19 protein-coding genes are annotated in these 21894 nt (G+C 30.1%); 13 read left to right on the top strand and 6 right to left on the bottom strand.

What is annotated here, in order from left to right; genetic code table 11:
- The first annotated feature begins 33 nt into the window (after positions 1 to 33).
- Complete coding sequence (locus RSA29_RS02200) at positions 34 to 3582, top strand: hypothetical protein (protein WP_346941562.1); 3549 nt, start codon at positions 34 to 36, stop codon at positions 3580 to 3582.
- A 143-nt stretch (positions 3583 to 3725) separates the two neighbouring features.
- On the opposite strand, the gene RSA29_RS02195 is transcribed toward RSA29_RS02200, so the two are convergent.
- Both RSA29_RS02195 and RSA29_RS02190 read right to left on the bottom strand, forming a co-directional pair.
- Positions 3726 to 4343: a HutD family protein gene (locus tag RSA29_RS02195; RefSeq protein WP_346941563.1), complete on the bottom strand. Its 618-nt coding sequence runs from the start codon at positions 4341 to 4343 to the stop codon at positions 3726 to 3728.
- A 183-nt stretch (positions 4344 to 4526) separates the two neighbouring features.
- Positions 4527 to 5015 carry a thioredoxin family protein gene (locus tag RSA29_RS02190; RefSeq protein ID WP_346941564.1) on the bottom strand — a complete coding sequence of 163 codons (489 nt, stop codon included), beginning with the start codon at positions 5013 to 5015 and terminating at the stop codon, positions 4527 to 4529.
- Positions 5016 to 5415: 400 nt separating this feature from the next.
- Between RSA29_RS02190 and pepT the strand changes: the two genes are divergently transcribed.
- The 3 genes from pepT (at position 5416) to RSA29_RS02175 (ending at position 8923) form a co-directional block, all read left to right on the top strand.
- Positions 5416 to 6633: a peptidase T gene (gene pepT, locus RSA29_RS02185; protein WP_346941565.1), complete on the top strand. Its 1218-nt coding sequence runs from the start codon at positions 5416 to 5418 to the stop codon at positions 6631 to 6633.
- Between the two features lie 149 nt (positions 6634 to 6782).
- Positions 6783 to 7088, top strand: coding sequence for a hypothetical protein (locus RSA29_RS02180; protein WP_346933111.1), 306 nt, complete (start codon positions 6783 to 6785; stop codon positions 7086 to 7088).
- Between the two features lie 413 nt (positions 7089 to 7501).
- Positions 7502 to 8923, top strand: a complete 1422-nt coding sequence (locus RSA29_RS02175) for a trypsin-like peptidase domain-containing protein (RefSeq protein WP_346941566.1) — start codon at positions 7502 to 7504, stop codon at positions 8921 to 8923.
- Positions 8924 to 9036: 113 nt separating this feature from the next.
- On the opposite strand, the gene RSA29_RS02170 is transcribed toward RSA29_RS02175, so the two are convergent.
- A complete protein-coding gene (locus RSA29_RS02170; RefSeq protein WP_346941567.1) occupies positions 9037 to 11025 on the bottom strand; it encodes a fructose-1,6-bisphosphatase in 1989 nt (662 codons plus the stop codon).
- A 392-nt stretch (positions 11026 to 11417) separates the two neighbouring features.
- On the opposite strand from RSA29_RS02170, the gene RSA29_RS02165 reads away from it, so the two are divergent.
- The 3 genes from RSA29_RS02165 to RSA29_RS02155 all read left to right on the top strand — a co-directional run bounded on the left by RSA29_RS02165 (position 11418) and on the right by RSA29_RS02155 (position 15477).
- The gene (locus tag RSA29_RS02165) at positions 11418 to 11795 is read left to right on the top strand and encodes a CoA-binding protein (RefSeq protein WP_346933142.1); all 378 of its coding nucleotides are present in this window, start codon (positions 11418 to 11420) and stop codon (positions 11793 to 11795) included.
- Between the two features lie 585 nt (positions 11796 to 12380).
- Positions 12381 to 13598 (top strand): MFS transporter, encoded by a 1218-nt coding sequence (locus RSA29_RS02160; protein ID WP_346941568.1) that lies wholly within the window; start codon positions 12381 to 12383, stop codon positions 13596 to 13598.
- Between the two features lie 310 nt (positions 13599 to 13908).
- Positions 13909 to 15477: an amino acid carrier protein gene (locus RSA29_RS02155; RefSeq protein WP_346941569.1), complete on the top strand. Its 1569-nt coding sequence runs from the start codon at positions 13909 to 13911 to the stop codon at positions 15475 to 15477.
- A gap of 89 nt (positions 15478 to 15566) precedes the next feature.
- Here the strand turns inward: RSA29_RS02155 and RSA29_RS02150 are convergent, their stop codons facing one another.
- A complete protein-coding gene (locus RSA29_RS02150; RefSeq protein ID WP_346941570.1) occupies positions 15567 to 16181 on the bottom strand; it encodes a DUF4230 domain-containing protein in 615 nt (204 codons plus the stop codon).
- A gap of 228 nt (positions 16182 to 16409) precedes the next feature.
- On the opposite strand from RSA29_RS02150, the gene RSA29_RS02145 reads away from it, so the two are divergent.
- The 3 genes from RSA29_RS02145 to RSA29_RS02135 all read left to right on the top strand — a co-directional run bounded on the left by RSA29_RS02145 (position 16410) and on the right by RSA29_RS02135 (position 18439).
- Positions 16410 to 16604 carry a hypothetical protein gene (locus tag RSA29_RS02145; protein WP_346934515.1) on the top strand — a complete coding sequence of 65 codons (195 nt, stop codon included), beginning with the start codon at positions 16410 to 16412 and terminating at the stop codon, positions 16602 to 16604.
- Between the two features lie 253 nt (positions 16605 to 16857).
- Complete coding sequence (locus RSA29_RS02140; RefSeq protein ID WP_346941571.1) at positions 16858 to 17427, top strand: sigma-70 family RNA polymerase sigma factor; 570 nt, start codon at positions 16858 to 16860, stop codon at positions 17425 to 17427.
- Entirely contained in the window at positions 17420 to 18439 is a 1020-nt protein-coding gene (locus tag RSA29_RS02135) for a DUF4179 domain-containing protein (RefSeq protein WP_346941572.1), read from the top strand. Before RSA29_RS02140 ends, RSA29_RS02135 begins: the two co-directional genes overlap by 8 nt.
- 111 nt (positions 18440 to 18550) lie before the next feature.
- Here the strand turns inward: RSA29_RS02135 and RSA29_RS02130 are convergent, their stop codons facing one another.
- The gene (locus RSA29_RS02130; RefSeq protein ID WP_346941573.1) at positions 18551 to 18736 is read right to left on the bottom strand and encodes a 4Fe-4S binding protein; all 186 of its coding nucleotides are present in this window, start codon (positions 18734 to 18736) and stop codon (positions 18551 to 18553) included.
- Between the two features lie 24 nt (positions 18737 to 18760).
- Positions 18761 to 19132 (bottom strand): pyridoxamine 5'-phosphate oxidase family protein, encoded by a 372-nt coding sequence (locus RSA29_RS02125; protein ID WP_346941574.1) that lies wholly within the window; start codon positions 19130 to 19132, stop codon positions 18761 to 18763.
- Between the two features lie 203 nt (positions 19133 to 19335).
- Here RSA29_RS02125 and RSA29_RS02120 point away from each other — a divergent pair, with 203 nt between their 5' ends.
- The 3 genes from RSA29_RS02120 (at position 19336) to RSA29_RS02110 (ending at position 21392) form a co-directional block, all read left to right on the top strand.
- Positions 19336 to 19839: an Rrf2 family transcriptional regulator gene (locus RSA29_RS02120; protein ID WP_346941575.1), complete on the top strand. Its 504-nt coding sequence runs from the start codon at positions 19336 to 19338 to the stop codon at positions 19837 to 19839.
- A gap of 161 nt (positions 19840 to 20000) precedes the next feature.
- Positions 20001 to 20222, top strand: coding sequence for a hypothetical protein (locus RSA29_RS02115; protein WP_346941576.1), 222 nt, complete (start codon positions 20001 to 20003; stop codon positions 20220 to 20222).
- 315 nt (positions 20223 to 20537) lie between these two features.
- A complete protein-coding gene (locus RSA29_RS02110; protein WP_346941577.1) occupies positions 20538 to 21392 on the top strand; it encodes a GNAT family N-acetyltransferase in 855 nt (284 codons plus the stop codon).
- Positions 21393 to 21894 lie beyond the last annotated feature (502 nt).

Here is a 21894-nt window from a genome sequence, read left to right as displayed (position 1 = left end):
GAATATTATATAAATAAAGCGAGGATTAATTGTGTGATTAAGATTGATAGCTTAGAACTACTACCTATTGAAAATAGTAACTTTAAAATTTTAACTACAGAAGCTATTTTGAGAAACAATAGAGTAATTTTAAATGAAGGTAATTATATATTGCATTTGAGTTTAAAAGCAAACAAAAATAATGAGGGAGATATATTAGGTATATATAATAATGATAGTATACTTTCGTTCATACATGTACCAATAGGTGTAGAGGAGGATGTCGATATTAACCTTACTTTAGATATAACTGATAAAGATACAGTATTAAGCATTACAAATGAGAGTGATGATTTTATAACAATGGAAAATTTAATAGGAGGATTATATATGAGTGATCAATTAAAAATATTAAATGTTAATAACTTTAACCCTTTTAGTTTTGATTTAGAATTAAATGTACCATTTACTGAAGATATTGAAGTAGAAGTTAAAGAAGTATGCCGTGCTCCAAGAATTCCAAGTTCTAGTACAATGGCTACAAAGGTTGTTGATAAGCTAAACCTTAAAGACCCAGCACAAAGTACAGAAGGAAATCCAAATTTAAAAACAGTAATAGTAACTGATAATACAAAGCTTTTTGAAGTAAATACTATATATCATGTTACGGTATATAGTGGACAAAATACGGCAACTGGTGATTATAGTTTTAATTTTACAACTTTCCCAATGATGAATCAAAACAACTGTACAGTTCACGCTGTTGGAACAAGATTAATTATTGCAGAATTTGATTATCCAGTTAAGAACTTAGGTGCTGTGGTAACTGATACTGATCCGGGAAGTACAGATCATACAGAATTGAATAACTTTTATATATCATATTACGGTGTTGATACTAACTTAGGTGAAATGGTAAATATATGGGCTGGAGATATTGATATAATAAGAACAGAAGGAACAGGTGCATCAGCAATTACCTATTATCCATTTAGTGCTACTGTTAGTGCAGATAATAGAAGACTAGAAATACAAAGTAATTTAGGTAATTTTAATACTGGTGGAACAAATAAACTTTCTATCAACTTTACAAAGCATCAAGACTTTGCAAATCAATTAACAGATTATAGTAATAGACCTATAGCAAACTTTGAGAAAACTTTTACTTGCACAAGAAATACAGTGGCAGCAGAAATAGAAGATGTGGGAGGCATAGTAGCATTATCAAACCATGAAGTACAAGTTACCTTTAATTCTGGCGTATGCTTGCCAACATCTACATTTGAATTGACATTTCCACAATATTTTAATATTAGCAAGATAGATGGTTCAAGTGTTCCAGTTTCTATACCAATAAATCGCGTAGAAAGAGTAGGGAATGGATTTAATGAAATATTGTACACTTTAGATGGTACAGATGTTACAAAATTACTACCAATTCCTAGCGCTACAATAGTGGTAGGAACAGTATTAGATGCATCAGGATTGGAAACATTACCAGTACAGGCAACTATTAATGTACCACCAACAACACCAAGGTTTATAATGGCAGTGCAAGAAGGGAAAAATGATTATAATAAAACTAAAATACGTGCAACATTTAATGAAACTATGAACATTATTCCTAATGGTATAAATTCAGCTATAAATACTTTAAATTATATTTTAAAGGGTCCTTTAGGTGAAATTATAGTATTAGATTCAATAACACCAGTTAGTGGAACTTCTAATATGGAATTTATTATAACTGTGAATTACGTTTTAACAACAGGAACCTATGTATTAACTGCACTTGAAACAATTTGCGACTTTGTAGGAGTTCATATAAATACTAAGTCTATACTATTACAAATAATAGATTACATTTCACCTGGCATAACAAAAATATTAGCAACAACACCAACACCAACAACTCCAGGAACGTTAACAAATCTTGATAATGGTATGGTAATAGTATTTGATAAACCTATGAATGTTACCCAAGATGATAGACACTCAGTTTTAAGACAAACTAATTATATTATGGAATACCTTCCAACTAGTGGCACACCGATACCGTATATTTTAGATTCACTAACTACTATAGTAGATATTAATAAAAGTATGTGGATTAGATATACATTCCCAACACCAACTACAATGCCAGATTTTACAGTACCTTCCGATTATAATATTCATGTAGGGTATGTTGATGGACCATATATAAAACACGTAAATAGTCAATCAGGCAATGTATATCCATTATGTACACCAGGAAAAATAGATTATTTAGTTAAAAAGTTAGATATAGCAAACGGTGTAGCAACAATAACATCAACTAATACTATAGAGTATAAATTAAGTAGTAGTCTTGCAGATAGTACAATTGTAAATAACTTATTCTATAATGTAAGTGCATCAGACTTTCAAGCTATTTTTGTTCAATCACCTGCGAGTACTAATACAGCAGTAGAACCTATAAATTATGTATTAGATACAATCAACTTTAATAAAATAATATTCACCTTCCCAGATAACAGCTTTACTAGCACTACTAGCAATGTTAAATTAGTTACTAAGTATATTGTAAGTGCAGGGTCACCTGCATATATCGAATATACAGCTAATACTGTAGATATATTTGGAAAAGGGATTTTAAGAAGTACAGTAGCTTATACTACAATAGATTCAGGTACTACTGGTGTAGGTCTAATAGCTGCAAATAATCAAATTCCAACGGCAGTCCAAGGTATTGGTAGCTTATTAAATATTAGTACAGTTAATAAAACTGCTGATATTGAATTGAATTTTGGAAAGAATATTAGTGTCACTAATAGAAATGATTTTGATGTATACTATAAAGATCCAATCACAGGCATAAAACAAGATCTTGTAATAGGTGCTGCTAGTGTAGCAAGTGTACCTGCACCTAATAATACTAATCCAGTTAGATTAACAGGTATTGCATTACCGAGTGTTAACTATACTGTAATTGACAATTTATTTGTAAATACTGTTCCAGATGCATATCCTAGCTTTACAACTAAGGATAGTAATGGCAATTATATTAAACAATTCTTTAACCTTCCAGTAGGAATGTTGAAGGTTCAAAACTTTACTTGGACTTATGTACCAGCAGTTACTACGCCTGCGGCTATAGGGGATAAATATAAATTAGTATTGACATTTAATAAACCTATAAGCACTCAATATGCTGGAATACCAGCAACAACAACAACCCCAGTAGCAAATCCACCATATGTTGTAACAGTTGCTTCGACAGCTTCAGTGGCAACAGTAAATATAGGAAATGCTGCAAGGAAAGTTGAATTAGGTCAATTTAGCTTGGCGTTTACAGGAACACCTTTATCAGGATTAACGTTAGCTTGGCAAGCAGAAGGTATCACATTAAGTCCAGACGGATATGTATTGACGATTGTATTACAAAATACAACTCCTGCAAATGCTTTATTTACAAATAGTAGTACTGCAACACGTACAACTACAGGAAGTATCTATAAACCTGTAGCAACCGTAGATGCCGCTTATAGTGCAGCAATAGTAGATAAAGATGATACTATTAGATTAGATATAATAGACAAAGATCTAGATACTGTTAACTAAAAACAGTGAATTGATAATAAACTTGAAAGCTTAGAAGCTTAGAAGCTTAGAAGATAAGAAGTATATAAGATATAAAAAATAACTAAAATAATTAAGGACTATATCAAAGTATTAATTTTGATATAGTCCTTTTCTTTAAATTGTTATTTTAAAATGTGAATTTGTAGGTTTAGCACATTACATTTATTTTCCGAATGAAGTTCTACATCAGGAATTATATCACCTATAGACATATGAAGAATAAGAGCATCACCACTATTTAGGCTAATAATCTTATTATCAATAGTTATAGAGATGGATTCTATTGGAGAATAAAAAATATTGCTAAACATTTTATAATTAGGGCATAGATTATTTAAATTCATAGTCACGCGGATATCTTCATTTAAGGATATGTGTGTCATTGAACCTATACATCCAGTTCCTAGCATTAAATTGAAATCTTTAACCTTTCCAAAGGATTCAGTATTTACATCCCCAGAAAATTCATGGATCTCAAAAGGGTTTAAGTAAATTAAATCACCATTATCATGAGAAAGACTCATATTTCCTTCTAATGGGGTTATAAATCTATAGATATTTGGAAGAGGTGTAAAAGTTGAGTGTTCTAGGTCAACAGTGGCAGAACTTACCCTCCATTTAAAGTTTAAATCTTTGTAATTAGAATTTTCAGGGTATATATATATTTCACTTGTAGTACCACCGCTCCAAGTGGATGTTTTTATTTGTTTTTTTGTAACTAATTCTATTTTATAGCTCATAATATCACTCCAAGAATATTTTGCATATAGGTTTATTTTTAAGTAAAGTTGATTATGTCACAAATTAAACTAGAGCCATAGATTTATTATTTTCTAAGTCCTCAAGGACGAAGTTTGTTATGACATAATTTAAATGAAAAATTGACACTTAATAGATAATAGGAAGTGATAAAAATATTTATATTATAATATTATATTTAAAAGATCTGTCTCTACTAAATCATTATATTTTCCACTTCGGTACTCTGCAACAAGAACTTTTCTCTCATCATTAGAGATTAAAGGCATTTTTTTAGATAATTCCTTTGGCATTTCTACATATGCACCCATTGGTTCGAGTTTTTCAGAAAAGGTTATTACTGCAGGAATACTTAATCCTCCAACAGCTTCATTTAAAAAGTCTTCAAATCCAGTTCTAGGGAAAAGGTGCACCTTTAAATTTTTGTTTTCTTCTGATAATCTTTGAAGGAATGGAATAGTAACTATACAATCAGGACAAAAACCTTCTGTAAAAATTGCAGCATGAACAACATTGTCTAAGGTCTTGATTTTTTTCTTCGTAGTATCAGAAAGCTCAGTATTTTCATAAGTTTTATCTTGAATATCTCCATATTTAGCATGCTGTTTTTCAAGGTACTCCTCAAAATTCAATGCTTTGTTAAAATCTAACATATTATCCCTCCGATTAATTTTAAATAAATTTAAATAATATTGCATAAGTACTATTAGTGTAGCGTCGAACATGATTTAATCAATTATTATAATGTTCAGTTATTAGTCCTAATAATAATTTTATCAATATGACTTATTAATGACTATTATAACAAATAAATTGATTTAATAGTATATATATACAATTTGAAATTATGAATTTTATGTTCATTGATTTGAGTGTGATTATAATTAGAATTAGGGATTAAAAATGTTAAGTAGATAAAATTTTTATATATTATAGGTATAAAAGTTCTGAAATTTTGTGAAAAATAAGGTGACATGTTTAGAGGGATAGTCAGGAAAAGAAATAAACAGTATAATTGATTTATTAGAATATTTAAAAAAGGCGGCGATGATTATGTCAAAGGTTATTGAAAGATTTTTAGAATATGTAAAATATGATACTCAGTCAAGTACATCAAGTGGTACTACTCCAAGTACAGCTAGTCAAAGAGTTTTAGGGGAAGCACTAGTTGAAGAGTTAAAGAAAATAGGAATGAGTGATGTTACTATTGATGAACATAGCTATGTTATGGCAACATTACCAGCAAATACAGATAAAAATATTCCTACTATAGGATTTATAGCCCATATGGATACAGCACCAGATTATTCAGGTAAAGATGTAAAACCTCAAATGGTAAATTATGGGGGTGGAGATATTAAGTTAAATGAAAATACAGTGTTATCTCCAATAGATTTTCCAGAACTTAATCATTATGTAGGAAAGACTCTTATTACAACTGATGGAACTACACTACTCGGAGCAGATGATAAGGCTGGAATTTCAGAAATTGTTACTGCTATGGAGTATTTAATTACAAATCCAGATATAAAACATGGAACAATTAAGGTTGGATTTACTCCAGATGAGGAAATCGGAGAAGGTGCAAATCATTTTAATGTAGAAAGATTCGCTGCTGATTTCGCTTACACAGTAGATGGTGGAGAACTTGGCGAAATGGAGTATGAAAACTTCAATGCAGCTGGAGCTCATATTGTTATAAATGGAAGGAATGTTCATCCAGGAAGTGCTAAAAATAAAATGATAAACTCACAACATATAGCAATGGAGCTTCATAATTTATTACCAATGAATGAAAGACCAGAGTATACAGAAAAATATGAAGGGTTTTTCATGCTTGCAAATATGGAAGGTACTATAGAAAAAACTACTATGTCTTATATAATAAGAGATTTCTTTAAAGATACCTTTGAAATTAAGAAAACTTTACTTGAAAATATAGTGGAATTATTAAATCAAAAATATGGAGAGGGAACAGTAGAGATTGCAATGAAGGATCAATACTATAGTATGAAGGAAAAAATAGAACCTGTTATGCATATAGTTGATACAGCAGTTGAAGCTATGAAAGCTCTTGGCATTGAGCCAATAGTAGTGCCAATAAGAGGCGGTACTGATGGAGCAAGATTATCATATATGGGGCTTCCAACACCAAATTTATTTACTGGAGGGCTTAACTTCCATGGTAAATTTGAATTTATACCTATTGAGGCTATGGAGAAGGCAGTTGAAACTATAGTTAAGATAATAACTCTTTATGCAGAAAAATAAAAAATCTATTTAGCATCATTTATACATAAAACTTCTATTTTAAATGCAAACTATAAAAAAGCATTTAAGTATCTTTAAAAAATAAATAAGTCAGTATACTTCATATCTTTGACTTATTATTTATTTTAAGATGCCTTAGGAGGTAAATTATGAATAATGATAAATCACAACCAGTATATCCACCAGATAAACATGATTACTATGGAGAATATAGAAGTATAACTCCAATGGCAGATAGCGCTTGGGATAATGTAAGAGAGGCTGAAATTGAAGCTGCAAGGGCAAGACACCACAGAGATTACAGTATGGAAATGGGTGAAGATATTACATTCGATAATTTAAATGAAGATATAAATAGTGAAGATGAAATCGAATTTAAGTCAATAATAGAAGATGTAGATATGAGTAATCATGGAAATGAGTATGGATATGAGGCAGGAAAAGAAGTAAGGTAATAGGGATCAAAAGGTGGAAGACTACTGAAGCTACAATGTTTTAGTAGTCTTCTATTTATGAATGTAGAATTTTAAATTTAGAATGAAAGATAAGATACTTAAGTATTTTCAAAGAATAAAATGTATAAATTTAGCAATAATATATATGTGAAAATTTTAATTGAGGATATACAATCTAAGGTTAAGGATACAATACATAGAATTTAGAATTTAGAATTTAGAATTTAGAATTTAGAATTTGAAGTTTGGAATGAGGGATAAAATCCATTAGTTTAAGACTTAAGATTTATAAATAAATTTATTAATTTAAAGTTCATTAATAAATTAGTCACCTAACTGACACATTAATGTTGATAATAATAAGTATAGAAGAAATGAAAAAATAAATATTGGGATAAGGGGGAAGATTGAATATGGATAAGGATAACAATGGAATAGGTAGTAATGGACTAGATAACAGTTCAGACGGAATAGATAAAAATGTAAACAATGAGGTTAACAATAATACAGGTTATGGTGAATTTATAAATGCAAATCCTTTAAGTGGTACTAGTGAAAATATGGAGGAACAACATAATATAAATTACACTATAATTAAAGATGTGGAATTTAAGGAAGAGAATAGCGAGAATCCTTATACTAATAATGAATTTTCGAATACACCAAAAACTAATAAGGAAAGTGAAAAACAAAGTAAAAAAGAGGCAAGACAGAAGAAGAAGCTAGAAAAGAAAGAGAAAAATAGAAATAAACATTCAATAACTTCTTATATAGCAATAGCTCTTATATGTTCTATACTAGGTGGATCAATTGGAACAGGAGTTACATATGGAGTAATGAAGTATAATAATAAAGGTGTTAATTCAGGAAAACAGCCAAGTAATCCTAACAGTGGGGATACATCAGGCCTTAACTCTATAGGAGCTATGAATATACCGGATATTGTATCAAAAGTTTCGCCAGCGGTTGTAGGAGTAGCTACAAAGTCGGTATCAACTAATATATTCGGATTTAACATGGGAGAGCAGCAAGGAATAGGTTCAGGATTTATATTCTCAGAAGATGGTTATGTACTTACAAATTACCATGTTGTTAAAAATGTTAGTCAAGTTAAAGTTATATTTAATAATGGTCAAGAAGTTAATGCTAAGGTTGTGAACTATCAAGAGGATGCGGACCTTGCAGTTGTTAAAATAACAGATGATGTTAAAATGCCAGGAGTTGCAACCCTTGGGGACTCAGATAGTATTCAAGCTGGAGAACAAGTTGTAGCAATAGGGAATCCGCTAGGAAAAGAGTACCTAGGTTCAGTTACTACAGGAATAATAAGTGCTGTTAATAGAGGAGTAGCCCTTACTGAGGGTGGAACTAAGATGAATCTTATTCAAACTGATACAGCTATAAATCCAGGAAATAGTGGTGGACCATTAATAAATTCACGAGGTGAAGTTATAGGAATTAATACCGCGAAGATAGATTCTAGTGGTGTAGAGGGAATTGGATTTGCAATTCCAATAAATGATGCTACAGCGAAATTAGACACCTTAGTAAAACAAAAGATAAGACTTGGAATTTCAGTTAGAGATATAACAAAGGACCTATCAAAACAATATAATTTACCAGTAGGTATATTCATTGCAAGTGTAGAAGATTTTAGTATCGCACAAAAAGGTGGATTACAAGCCGGTGATGTAATTATTGAAATTGGTGGTAAAAAGGTAGAAACCGTAGAGGAATTAAATAAAGCTAAAGAAACTTATAATGATGGAGATACAATTCCAGTAGAGTTTGTAAGAAAAGGTCAACAGATGACTGCAAATCTTATAGCAGAATAAGTAAAATATATTAAATAGTTAATAATATAATTGTCCCCCAATTATAATATTATAAAATGGACCATGATAAATTTAATAATTATCATGGTCCATTTTTTAGTATTTAGCTATAATTATTTTCTCTCTTTAATAATACCTTTTCTATAAGCTGTAAGTAGCATTTGAAGGTAGTATACTTGATTTATAAGCTCACCACCGATATCGGTGTCACGTACCTTCATTCTTTTAGCGCTATACTCAAGTATTAATGTGGTTGAAATAATATCCTTACCCTCATCTATAGCAGTTTGCGTAGATTCAAAAGGTTCATGTTGAACTAATTGAAGTCCATAGGAATTATATATTAATGTATAACCTGCAATGCCAGTTTCAGGTTGATACGCCTTAGAGAATCCTCCGTCAATAACTAAAAGCTTGCCGTTAGCTTTAATTGGATTTTCACCTTTTATAGTTTTAACAGGTACATGCCCGTTAATTATATGGGATCTATCTGGGCATAGGTCAAATTCTTTTAAAATCATATTACAAACATCTTCATTATCCCTAAGAATAAAATAAGGACATTTAGCCTCTTTATGAGTAAGTTTGTCATTAATAAAGTATCTCTCAAAGGTAGCCATTTTATCTTTTCCAAACAATGGGGAGTCAGGACCACACCATAAATACCACATATAGTCTAAAGCGTATAAGCTATCCTTAGCATTAATTTCATTGAAATATGCTTCTCTTGCAATTCTATCAACCTTATCTAAATACTCTTTTCCAAAGTATTCATGATTTCCAATCTGAACATTTCTAAAACTGCCATCTTCATTTAGTGGAATAGAGGCATGATATAATAAATTATGATTGCTTTTTAAATATAAGCTACCTTTAGAATAAAGGCATCTTATATGCTTTTCAAGCTTCTCACTGTTAAGAAAAGAAGAATGTAGTCTAGTCATAAGTTCTCTTTCCTCATCAGTTAACTTGTAAGGATTAGCAGGGTCGATAGTTGGGAAATTAGTATCGTTAAGTGGATATTCTTTACCATCTATTGTAATAGTTCCTGCTTCGTAGTTTATTTTATCTAAAAGGTCTCTATCATTCATTTTAAATTCAGGATGTCTCTTGATTATTTCATGCTCAAGTTTAAACTGGATTATAGAAATAGCTTTATGCATTTGAGCCATTAATTTTAAGTCTTTTTCTTTATAAATATTATCGGTTATTTTAGATTTAAAGGATTTACATGGGTCCTCAGAATATACATCCATAGCAAAGCGAGCTAGGGGAAGTATGTTTATTCCATATCCATCCTCTAAAGTTTCTAGGTTTGCATATCTAGTAGAAATTCTAATTACATTACAAATGCAACTATCATTTCCAGCGGCGGCGCCCATCCAAAGAATATCATGGTTTCCCCATTGAATATCATAGGAATGATAATTGCATAGGGTATCCATAATAATATGGGCACCAGGGCCTCTATCGTAAATATCTCCAACAATGTGAAGGGTATCTATAGTTAATCTTTGAATAACATTACAAATAGCAACTATGAAATCTCTGGCTCTACCGATTGAGATAATAGTATCTAAAATTCCATTGAAATAATCTTGTTTGTTTGGTCTAGCTCCAGATTCATGAAGAAGCTCCTCTATAATGTATGAAAAGTCCTGCGGTAAAGATTTTCTTACCTTAGAACGTGTATATTTAGATGAAACGTTCATAGAAACCTTAATTAATTGGTTAAGGGTAATCTTATACCAATCATCGGGATCATCTTCCTTAGCAAGAGCAATATCTATATGTTGATCTGGGTAATATATAAGTGTACATAGAGCTTTCTTTTCAGATTCTCTAAGGGTATTTCCGAATATATCATTAACTTTTCTTTTTATAACTCCAGAAGCATTTTTAAGAACATGTTGGAATGCCTCGTATTCACCGTGTAAATCTGTTAAAAAATGTTCAGTACCTTTTGGAAGGTTCAGTATAGCTTCTAGATTTATTATTTCCGTACAAGCGTCTGATATAGTAGGGAAATTATGAGAAAGTAATTCAAGATATCTTAAATGCTTTTCAATTATATCAACGCTGATTTCACAAGGGTTACTCATAACAATCTCCTTTTAGCACATATAACTATTTAACTAATTAAATGTAATATGCTATATTATAATTAGTGTATGCTAATATTATACAATAAAAACATATAATTTTCTAATAGTATAAATAAAAACCAATAGGTTATCTTATTATCTATGTATATAACGCATATATAGATACGTGTATACAGATAATATATTAGGCATCTAAAAATAAATAATAAGCAAAGATGTGAAGAATTTTTTGAGTTAGATAAAGAGATAGGTTACACAGGCATAGAACTGTCTAAGGGTTATGTTGACGTGGTATAGCACAAAATAGTTGAGAATACTGACTTAGTTATTTAAAAAAGATGACTTGTAGAACAAATTCAATAATAATACTAGAAATAGGAGTGGTAGAGATGAATAAAATGTTAAAATTAAAGAGATGGGCATTACTTGGTGCTACAGATGACACAACTAAATTTGGATATAAAATCTTTAGATTGCTTGAAGATAAAGGTTATACGGTTTATGGAATAAATCCAAAGTATGACTCTATCGATGGGATAAAGGTTTATAAGTCAATTGATGAGTTGCCAGAGGTTATAGAGGGAGTAAACATAATTGTTAATCCTAAAATTGCATTAGATGCACTTCCAAAAATAAAAGCTAAAGGAATTAAAAATGTATGGTTCCAACCAGGTTCATTTAATGACGAAGTAATTGAAAAAGCAAAGGAACTTGGCTTTAATATAGAAGTGGAAAACTGCATGCATGTAGAACTTAATAAAATATAGCAAATTATCAATATATATGATAAACTGATATTAGAACTATATACATAAAATTGTATTATATTAAAATAAATGTTAGGAGGAAGTAACTGTGAGAGATCTTAATATAAAAAAAGGTTATACCCCAATGAGCAGCAGTTCTATGTCTAAACCTGCAGTATCATATTACAAGGGGTTACTATATCTTTTTTTAAGATGATTTTGCAGGGAATATAACTTCTAATTGCAAATAAGTAACTCCGAGACTTTATTATGATGATTAATTATCACTATAATAAGGTCTTTTATATTGCCTAAAAATAAAAGTTAAAAGGATATGTTTTAACTAAGTGTTGCTAAGGCCTTCATATTATATTCGCTCAACCGTTTCGGAACCTTGATTTACTAAGGCTCTGGTCAGTTTAAATTCTAAACTACAACAACTCGCGTTCGCTCAAACAGATTATAGTTCTTAACGATTTTAAACATCCCATAGCCTAAGTAAATTCAAGAACTCTGCAAATGGTGTTACGCTCAGATAATATTGAAGTCCAATATCAACAATCATATAAAACATACAGTATATAAGGTAAATAGGGGGAGTTAACAATGAAAAATATAGATAATAAGTTTAAAATAAAGGGTGGAAATGAAAATACATTAAGGGGAATAGAGAAAAATATAAAATTAGATTATGTTTATAAGTTTTTATCATCTGTAAATATTAGTTCTGCTATATGGATGTTATATTTAGCCTATAAGGGAATGTCCTTAGTTGAAATAGGAATTTTAGAAGCTATTCATCATGGAACAAGTCTTTTATTTGAGGTTCCAACAGGGGCTTTAGCTGACATTTTGGGGAGAAAAAAGACTATAGTAATAGGAAGGCTTGTGTCTGCAATCCATGCAGTGTTAATGCTTACATGCAATTCATTTATAGGATTTGCAATAGCCTTTGTAATCTCACCCATATCATATAATTTAAATTCAGGTTCAGAGGAAGCGTTAGTTTATGATAGTTTGAAGGTTATTGGTAGGGAAGATGAATATTTAAAGATAAACGGAAGGCTAAATTTTATAATAGAAGTAGCTCAGGGAATTGCGGTTTTAGTTGGCGGAATATTGTCAGATTATTCATTTGCATATAGTTATGTACTAGCTGCAATCATAAGTATGTGCGCCTTTGGAGTATCCCTTGGATTTAAGGAACCAGATATTCATGAAGAAAAGAAAGAAAGAGTAACGGTAAAAGGCCATTTTAAAGAGTGTTATAGGGTTGTGAAAGAAAATAAAAGTCTTATATTAATGATGATGTTCTTTGAAGGAATATTTATGGTAGGAACTACTACACATTTTTATAGTCAGCAGTATTTTAGTGATATGGGATATTCTAGAAGCTTAATAGCTATAATCTATGTATTATCTAGCGTTGGGTGTGCAATAGTAGCAACCCAAATTTATAAAGTGGAGAGAAAAATGAAGTCTCATATTTTATATGTAGTTCCAATACTAAGTGCAGTATTTCTTATTATACTTGGTGTAAGTACGGGGGTAATTTCTATCTTAGGGTTTATAATTTTCTCAGCCATTATAAATAGTTTATATCCAGTTAGTTCTGATTATATAAATAAACTTATACCATCAGCCCAGAGAGCTACTTTAATATCGGTACAAAGTATGTGCTTTAGTCTGTTTATGATAGTGGTATTCCCGATAATAGGTATTATAGGACAGTTTGTATCTCTAGATTTTACATTTATAATATTATCAGGAGTACTTATATTACTTGGCGTGTTTACTTTAGTTAGGACACTTAAGGCGTCTTAAAAAATAAAAAAGCAAGTATGTTTGACTTGTTATTTGTTTTAAGCCTTCTAAGAAACAAATATAAGTAGGTCGTTTGGTGTGAATATATATGATAAAAACATGGCTGTGTTTTGAATTGAACACAGTCATGTTTTATTTTGTGAAAATTCATGCAAGGAGGTTTTTAAATAAAATAGTGTATAATCTAAATAAGGATAGTAAGTTTAAGATTAAGTTATCTTCAAAGAATAAATAAGTCAGTATGTTCGACTTCTTATTTATTTTCAGATGACTAAATTACTAAAAGATGAAAATTTGAGAGGAGATAATAATGGAGGCATTTTTTTATTCAATAAATAAGATATTTGAGTTTATAGTTCCAATAGCGGATTTCTTATGGGATTTTCCGACTAATTTACAATGGTATTCTGAAGTTCCTATTTTAGGAAACTTTTCTTTAGCTATATTACTTTTACTAGGATCAGGGTTGTACTTTACTTTTAAAACAGGTTTTGTTCAATGTTCTAAGTTTAAAAAGGGATTAAAGATACTAGCTGAAAAAAGGGCTTGTGAAACTGGGATTAGTCCATTGGCATCATTTTTACTTAGTTCAGCAATGAGAATAGGTCCAGGGAATATAGTTGGAGTTACGGGAGCTATTAGTGTAGGTGGACCAGGTGCTATATTTTGGATGTGGGTATCTGCATTCTTTGGAATGGCAACAGCCTTTGTAGAAGCAGTTCTAGCACAGATATTTAAAGAAAAGAAGGGTGACGAATTCGTTGGTGGACTACCTTTCTATGGAAAGAAAATTTTAGGAAATAAAAAGGGTGTGGGAATATCCCTTGCAGTATTATTTATAACATATGCTATGTTTTGTATTCCGGCTCAAACATTTAACATAGTAACTAGTTTAGGTTCAGTGGTAGAAACAATTACAGGTACGACTTATGATAGACAATCCTTTTTATATTATGGAATTGTAATAATACTATTAGCGGTAGTTATAATAACTGTATTTAAAGGAATTAAGGGTGTCACTAAGGTTACAGATAAAATAGTTCCTATAATGGCATTAATTTATACCGGTATAACATTAATAATAATTTTATGTAATCTTGACAAAGTTCCATTCTTTTTCACATCAGTATTTGCTGGAGCTTTTAAGCCTGAGGCAATGTTTGGTGGAGCCTTTGGTGTAGCTCTTGCACAAGGAATAAAAAGAGGACTTATGTCAAATGAAGCTGGACAAGGTACAATCACTATGGCAGCAGCAGTTGCAGATAATGAACATCCAGTTGAACAAGGTTTAGTACAAGCTTTGGGAGTATTTTTAGATACTATAGTAATTGCTACAATGACAGGAATAGTTGTAGTTATGGCAAGTCTTTGGACAGGAGAAGCGGGAGTTGCATGGGAAACTATTAGTGGATCAAAACTTACGGTTTACCTAACTTCATTACAATACTTAGTTCCCGGTACTGCATTTGACTCTATAGTTACAGTTATTATTTCATTATGTTATGGAATGTTTGCATTTACCACTTTATTGGGGATGATATTATTTGCAGAGATATCAGGTAATTTTATTTCAAAAAGCAAGAAGTTCATTAATGGAGTAAGAGGATTAGGTGCATTAGTCTTTGTTCCATTTGGATGTCTAACAGTTTTAGCAGGATTAGAGCTGGGTAATTTGTGGTATATATCAGATTTAGTAAACATCTTAGTAGTTTACGCTAACGTACCAATTTTATTATTAGGTTCTAAGATGGTATTTAAAGCTTTGGATAACTATAATACCACTGGCGGAAAGAGATTTAATTCCTTAGACATCGGTATTGAAACAGACTATTGGAATAATGATGTTAAATATGATAAGAAGAAAAAAATATCTATGTAGGTAGACTAGGGTATTTTTTATGATGTTGAAAAAAGTATTAATAGAAAAACTATTAGTAATAGATTAGGATAAAAAAATAAAGGTTTCCTCTAATTTTTAGGGGAAACCTTTATTTTTACTTCTTTAAACCCGCAGTTAGAAAAAATATCATTTAAAATCTTCATAGTATCTACAGTTACTTGATCTAGGAAACCTTCATCTATAACTTTTTCCTCGGTCTTTGTTTTTTCAGCTACTATTTCACTAAGCATATCATCAATAGATAATTCATTAAATATAGATGTTTTTTCATCAAAGATAAATACTTCATCCTCGTTAACGGTATGAGTTAGAATTGTGCAAGGTGGAATAGTTATAGTTAATATATCTTTATCTATAGAAAAAGTGGCAGCACTAAGATCTAATCCAGCGGTAATGAAACCATTATATTTAATGACAAAGGATTTTTCAGTAAACGGGATTGTGTAATCCTTAAAGCTAAGGCTGTTTTTGATTGAAATTACATTAGAATAATCATATCGAGAAGTAGCGAGCTCTGAAATAGATACAAGTTTTTCAGATACAAAATCACTCTTTTTTACTATATTATTCTTGGTGTTTAATGAGTTAATAAAGAGTAAGAGAATAATAATAGCTGCTAAGAATATAATAAGTTTAAACTTTTTAAAGAGCGAAAAAAACCTTTTAGAGATAGAGGGCCTCATAATAATCACCTCGTAATATTATCTTTATTGATGTTTATGATTAGGGGTATAGATTTATGCATAGAAGTGAAAACAGGCATATAAAGTGAAAATTCTTATGTGGTTATGTCAATACTATCACCTATAGAGTTATGGGTATCATTGCAACAGAAAATGTGCATAAATGAGTGTGATTTATGCTATAATTTAAGATAGAATTTAAGATGTTTGATAAATGGAGGAGATAAAATGTTTACGAAGGATGAACTTTTAGTAATTAAAGATGCATTTAAAATTGCGGATAAGGAATATATAAAACAAATCGATTTAAATAAGAATAGTAGAACGGGATTAGTTGCTTATAATAGAAAGCAAAAGAAGTTGTGGATGGCTCAAAATAAACTAAATAAGATCTTAGATGAAAAATTGTATGAAGAAGAATAGTAGTGTGAGTTAGATATTTATTGGTACAATCATCCATAAAATATGTATAATACTTCATGTTTAATTGAATACGGGTTAGAAAGATAGTAGAAGCTTTGAAATAAGAGTTTTGCTATCTTTTTTTGTTCTGTTATAAATGTGTTTTAGTGGGAGGCAAATATATTATTTAAGTTATTTGCAACTTTATACCAAAAATTGTGGTCTAATAAGTATAACATTAATGTTTTAAATATAATTAAATAAGGAGATCAGTATGGAGAAAATATTTTCTTTACCATGGCAAATGAAAGAGATGGAATCTTTAGAGCTAACGTTAGCCAAAAGAGCTAGGAATGGAGATTCAGATGCTTTTGCAGAGTTATATAAAATTCATAAAGTTTATCTTTATAAAATTGCATATAGTTATGTAAAAGATGAACATAAAGCCCTAGATATTCTACAGGATTGTGCATATAAAGGATTTTTAAATGTTCATAAACTAAGAGACCCTAATATTTTCAAAACATGGATAACAAGAATATTGATTAATATAGCTATTGATTTTGTAAAGAATGATAATAAAGTTATTTATTTGGATAATGATAATCTAGGAGTATACAATGAAAAAAACGTAGATATAGAAGAAAAGTTGGATTTATATAAGGCCATTAATAGTCTAAGAGAGAACTATAAAACTGTTATTATTCTAAAGTACTTTAATAATATGAGTATTGATGAAATTAAAGTGGTAATGGATATACCGGCTAATACTGTTAAAAGTCATCTAAGAAGAGCTAAAGAAACTCTAAATCAAATTTTGAAGGAGGATTATTTAAATGATTAGTGATGAGTACAATAAAATTAGGATACCTGAGAATATAGATAAAAAAATAGAAGATGGAGTTCAGAAAGCATTACTAGAAAAATCAAAAAACAAAGTTGAGAAAAGAAAGAAGAGTGTTGTAGCTGTTGTAGCAAGTTTAGTGGCTATATTGACTTTAGGGTTAACAAGCCCAGCATTAGCATCTAGGATACCATTGATAGGAAGTGTATTTGAAGCTATAGAGAAAAATATTCACTTTCCAGGTAACTACTCACAGTATGCAACATCGGTGAATGAGACGGCTTATTCAAATGGGATTGGCATTACTCTTTCCGATATACTGTGTGATGGGCAATCACTATATGTAACTTACGTAGTTGTTAATGAGAAACCATTTAAATATACTTCTTGGGGTAAAAGCGGTTTGATGGATATGAATCAATTACTTACAACTGAAGCATATAATATAGCAGACTTCACTGATGAAAGGGTAGATAACTCAGGATTTGCTGGCTTAGAAGGTAAATTTATTGATGAAAATACTTTTATTGGGGTTGAAAAGTATAATCTTAGTAATTTGAAATCAGAAATACCAGATGAATTTATGTTTCAAACAAAAATAAAATCATTGGGAAATTATAGCACAGTAAAAGGTGATAAGGATTATGTAAAATGGGGAACCTGGGCTTTTAAAGTTCCAGTAAAAGTTAATAAAGAACTAAAAAAAGTTATTGGTTTAGATAGTGTTGAAGAATCTATAGTAAAGGTTAATTCACTTTCCATAACCCCATTTGACATAGTTATAGATATTGATTATAAAAATGGAGAATTTCATGAATATAGAACAAAAATTTATGATGAGAATGGTGAGGAGTTACAACCAGGGGATGGAATTGCCACTGATAATAATAGGCGTCAAAAACAAATTTTTGCAGCTCCATCTAAGGACAGTAATAATATAAGGGTGGTCATAGAAAAACAAAATTCTGAACAAGAAGAAATTATTTTGGATAGAGTTATTCCATTAAATTAAAGTAAAAAGGAAAAAAATAAGGTCTAGATGGAACTCTAGACCTTATAAAACGAATTAAGAAGATTTCCTATTCTATAAATAAATACACAATTTTAAAAATAGCAAACTATATTAGGTGAGATTAATTTTTGAGATGCATTTTTGGGGGCAAGCAAGCTGACAAGCACCACAGTCAACACAAGCAAATTCATTAATTAATCTTTTGTTGTTGTTTATTTGGGTTATGCATCCAACAATACATACTCTTTGGCAGATTCCACAATTTACACACTTAGATTTATTAATTCGTCTAGGCATATCGTTCTCCTTGGTTAGAAATTATTATAGTGTTTGTTTACAAGAATCAACAGTGATTTCTAATACTCTTGTTAGGAATGGATATTTATCGATCATCATATTAAAATGATCTCCGGTTTTTAGGAATTTAGCAGTCCCTTCAAGTAAGAATCCTGTTCCCATATATCTATATCCCATTACGTCTTTACTACCTAGTGTTAATTTAACTTTAGGATTAATAGTGATATTTTCCTCAGTATTAATCATAGCAGCAGCAGGTATTAAAATTTTATTTCCGTCTACAACGACTAAATAACTGTTCCATGTATTAGAAGCGTGAGCCTCATTATTTGCGCAAGTTACAATAGAAACTACTCCCTCGTGATTTAATACTTCAAAAAACTTTTCTGTTAACATTATATATTCCCCCTCAATTATAGATAAGTTATATCGTCGACAATACTTGTCTGGAATAAATATATAATAATTTTCTTCTTTAGTCAATAGAAATATTTTCATTGAAGTAAGTGATTTGATATATAAATTAGTAACTTGAATGAGAAGAAATAATAGGCTATTATAAGAGCATATTAAAAATATACTAAAGGAGAATAAACACAATGAAGTTTTCGGTTGGAGTAGAGTATGCACTACATTGTTTATTATATATGGTAAATATAGAAGAGGGTAGATCAGTAGGAATAAGAGATTTAGCAACATTTCAAGGTATATCAGAGACTTATTTATCAAAAGTATATGCAAAATTGAGTAAGTGTGGAATTATTAAATCTGTATCAGGAGTAAAAGGTGGATATGAATTAGCTCGTAGTGCTGAAGATATAACATTTTGGGATATTGTTGAGGCGGTAGAAGGGAAAGAGCCATTTTTCCAATGTGCGGAAATTAGACAAAATAACATATTATTAGATAAAGATAATTTACCAGATACCCATACTAAATGTCCTTGTCTAATTAAAGTAGTTATGATAGAAGCAGAAAATGAAATGAAAAAATATTTAAATAATAAGAGCTTATCATGGCTATATGATGAGGTATATAACAAGAAACTTCCAAAAGATGTGGAACAAGCAACAATTGAATGGTTTGCTAATAGTAGAAAATAATTTAAAAGGTTGGATTAGCAGTTCAATAGGTATATAAAATTAAGGCTATTAATCAAGTTAGTTATTACAGAACTAACAGAAAAGAAATTTATGTTGCTATTGACGTATGTGTTACAAGAAGCATTACAATAAAAAATATTTAGGCGTAAAGGAGAGGTAATATGAATCAAGGGCAAGAGAGATTTTTAAATTTTATAATGCAAAATGTAGAAGAGAAAGACCAAGATAATGCAAAAAAATTATTGGCGGAAAGTTTCTCAAAACAGGATAGTGGTACGTTTAATCAAGAATATATGATGACTTTCATTCCAAGAATGTTAGCTTTAATAAAACCAGAGAATATAGAACAAGTAAAAAATATTATGATGAATCATAAAGCTTAAAGATTTAATTATAAACAACTTGTTCTATAAAAAAATTATATAAACTGAAAAAGAGACTTCTTCTTGCAATGATTTAGGTATAAATAAATTATAAGGAGGAGTCTTTTTATAATTGTTATATAATTTATTTGTTTGATATCATTTCAATACAGTATTTCCGTTTATTGTTATAAGCAAACAAAAATATGCAACGGTATTTAGAATATTATTCTAAAAATGGTATTATAGAAATGTGCAATTAATGATGAATTACATGTTAAATAACAATAAGCTAAACAGGAGTTTAAAATATTAATGATAAGTGAGGCATAAATAATGATAAAAACAATTTATAGATTAGAGGAAGTAATTGATTTTGTATGGGAGTTAAGTCAGAATGATTTATCTGCTGGTTATCCAAGAAAAAAATCAATGACAGAGATTAAAGAGTGTATTGAAAGGGCTATCCGAGCAGAGAGGGAGAACATAATAGCTTGCTATGATAAAAATGTATTGTGCGGAGTTTGTATTTATTTTTGGGAGTGTGATGAAAAATATGCACAAACAACACAACTTTTAATAAGCGGTGATTATGACCAAGTTGCAGATGAAATCATTGGTTATATAAGTGAGCAATTAGCTGGATATAGTTTATTTATACCTGTACCATTTACTAATATAAATGCAAATGGATATTTTAAGAAAAGGAATATTGAATGTACCGAGGCTCATATTGATACCAGATTATATAATTTAGAATTGCATACAAAACAAAAACATGATTGTGTAGAAAAAATTACTGAAGATAATTTCGAAGAATATGCTATATTCCATGACAAATATGCTATTCCTTTAGAAATGTATTATAATAGTAAAAATTTAAAAATGGATATGGAGCGCTTTCGAGTATTGGTATTTATGGAAGGTGACGCTATTCGTGGAAGCATTTTTGTTAAGGTTGTAAGGGACATAGCAGAAGTTTTTGGCTTATTTGTTGATGATGAATGTGAAAATGAAGGTATTGGAAGTATATTAATTAATGAGATGATAATGCAGTTATATAATGAATTTGGAACCATAAAGGAAATTTTATATTTTATTGAGGAAGAGTGTACTGATGAATTAAATACAGCATTGAGATCTGGTTTTCAGATTAATGGTAGACCTAGAACTTATAAATGTATGCTATAGTTGACTAAATTTTTAGAAATAAAGCATTATAATGGTAGGGGTTAATTAACATACTCATTCACTTAGCTCTTTCGTAAGTTCTCTTTGGGTGTAAAATTCTCAAATATTTCATGCAAATTAATTAATGTCAAGCTGTTGGGATTATTGATGAAGGACCTTGGGGATTGAGCTTGAGGTTGACACTTGCTAAATTGGAGTCTTGTGCCTGGAAGAATTTTCACCTCTGACAGGCTGGGCATAAATCAAAACTGAATGCAGTTTCTCAAGAGTAGTTTTCAATTTTAAAATGTATAGGGAAGTACAGACTTTTAATTTTATAATGATTATTACTGTATGACTCTTTAAAAGTTTAACAAATAAAAAGTTAAAAAATTATAGGAATTACAATGTTTTTATGTTTTTATGTTCTTAGGGGGTCCAGCGCTTAGAGCCAACAAGGTTTAAGGCCCCTAGGGAAAATGCTAAAATTCTTGCTAAAGAATAGAAAAGAGACTGACATTTC

It is taken from the genome of Clostridium sp. (assembly GCF_036660475.1).
Lineage (GTDB): Bacteria > Bacillota > Clostridia > Clostridiales > Clostridiaceae > Clostridium_J.
Note: the sequence above shows the minus strand (reverse complement) of the source record. Positions and strands in the feature narration are given on the sequence as shown.